The sequence below is a fragment of the Mesorhizobium sp. M7A.F.Ca.AU.002.02.1.1 genome, assembly GCF_003998535.1.
Classification (GTDB): Bacteria; Pseudomonadota; Alphaproteobacteria; order Rhizobiales; family Rhizobiaceae; genus Mesorhizobium; species Mesorhizobium ciceri.
Window position 1 is genome coordinate 1 of sequence record NZ_RZPB01000956.1, and the last position, 1,964, is coordinate 1,964.

1 protein-coding gene is annotated in these 1,964 nt (G+C 61.7%); it reads left to right on the plus strand.

Annotated elements, in window-relative coordinates:
• Window positions 1-171: 171 nt before the first annotated feature.
• Window positions 172-1,964 (plus strand): autotransporter-associated beta strand repeat-containing protein (locus EN879_RS33745; RefSeq protein ID WP_348631518.1); only part of this gene is annotated, 1,793 nt, incomplete at its 3' end.

Consider the following 1,964-nt stretch of genomic DNA (forward strand, 5'->3'; position numbering starts at 1 on the left):
GTTGAAAGCTCGGCCACCGTTGCTGGCGGAAACGGTGGCAATCCTGGCGCCAATTTCGGCGGTGGTGGTGGTGCGGGCATTGTTTTGAACGCCGGCGGCGACTTGACCAACCATGGCGATGTCCTCGGTGGCACGGGCGGGGCTTTAGCCACCGGCGGAACAGCCATTGTGATGGGAGATTCTGGCAGCATCGTCAACGACGGTCGCATTACCGGTGGCCGCGCCGGGGTTTCTGCATCCGCCGGTGCAGCGATCGACCTCAGAAATGGTGGGACGGTTTTTAACAGCGGAGTGATCATTGGCGGCGAGGGCAACGGTGGCCATGCCGGCGGCTCTAACGGCCCTGCTGGCGGAACCGGCAGTGGCGGCGCCCCCGGCTATATTCCCCTGACGCCCAGCAATGGAAACGGTGGTACCGGCATCGTTGGGGCCAATTTGGCGGTGCTTAACGTTGGGGAGATTACTGGGGGAGATTCTTTCTTTGGCCGGGCTAACGCCATCACCTTCACCGGCGGCGTCAACACGCTTTCCCTGCGAAACGGCTCGATTATCACCGGCAATGTCGTGGTGGAGAGTGGCGCGACCGGCTCATTGATGCTCGGGGACTATGACACGCTGCCTTCCACACCGGCCTTCAATGTCTCGAAGCTCGTGAATACGGCCACGGTAGGCGCGAGTGACGAGTTCGTCGGCTTCACGAGCTTTAACAAGGCCGGGACGAATACCGTTACCCTGACCGGCACGGGTGCGCAGGACTGGACCATCGATCAAGGCACCTTGGTCGGCGACACCAACAGCTTCGGCGGCAATCTCACCTTCTCAGGCGTGAACACCGGCGCCGTCGTCTTCGACCAGGCGAGCGACGGTACCTATGCCGGGACCATTACCGGCCCCGGCCATTTCGGCAAGGCCGGCGCCGGTACGCTGACGCTGTCAGGCGACGCTTCCGACCTCGCGGGCAACCTGGGCGTCATGGGGGGCACGCTCGACATCGACACTCAGCTCACCTCTTTTACCGGGATCATTGCTACTGACGGAACTGATCCGGACGAGGGGGCAACCGCAAGAGTTTCAGGGTCGGCCACCTGGACTGCCGACGTCCTTAGGGTCGGGGATTCCAATGGGGATTCCAAAGGGAAAGGGAGCTTGATCGTCGAGAATGGCGGTCAGGTTTTCAACGATTCGGGAGTTGTGGCGTATGGCGCGGGCAGCACTGGCTCCGCGGTGATTTCCGGAAATGATTCGGGTTGGACACTCGTTGATGCCATCGCAGTTGGTCTCTTTGGCAATGGATCGCTCAGCATTGAAAATGGCGGGCAGGTTTCCAGCGGCAACAACGCCATTGTTGGTTGGGATGCTCAAGCCACCGGAATTGTGAATATTACGGGCCCCGGGTCGGTTTGGACAGGCGACTCCATCATTGCCGTTGGCGTCTTGGGCAAGGGCACGCTGACTCTGTCGGAGGGCGGACAGGTTTCGCTTGCCGGGGGTCCTGCTATCGTTGGGTTGGCGGCCCAGCCAGGATCATTCGGAACGCTCAACATCGGTGCGGCAAGTGGGGAAGTGGCGAAGGCCGCCGGCACGGTTGATGCGGCATCGATAGCTTTTGGCGCTGGCACAGGCACGGTTGTGTTCAATCATCTGGGAAATCCCGATGGGTCCGATCTGATTTTCACCCCTTCCCTGACCGGCTTGGGGACCATCCTCCATGAAAGCGGCACGACCGTTTTGGCCGCGGACAGTTCCAGCTTCACCGGTGCCACCACTGTTGCAGGCGGCACGCTTCTTGTCGGGAACCATGCCAGTGCCGGCTTCCTCGGTGGCACGATCAATGTCGAGGACGGCGCCACGCTCGGTGGCTCGGGCACGGTGGGCACGACGACGGTTGCCGATGGCGGGCATATCGCGCCAGGCAATTCGGTGGGTACGCTGACGGTTGCCGGAAATCTGGGCCTCTCTTCAGG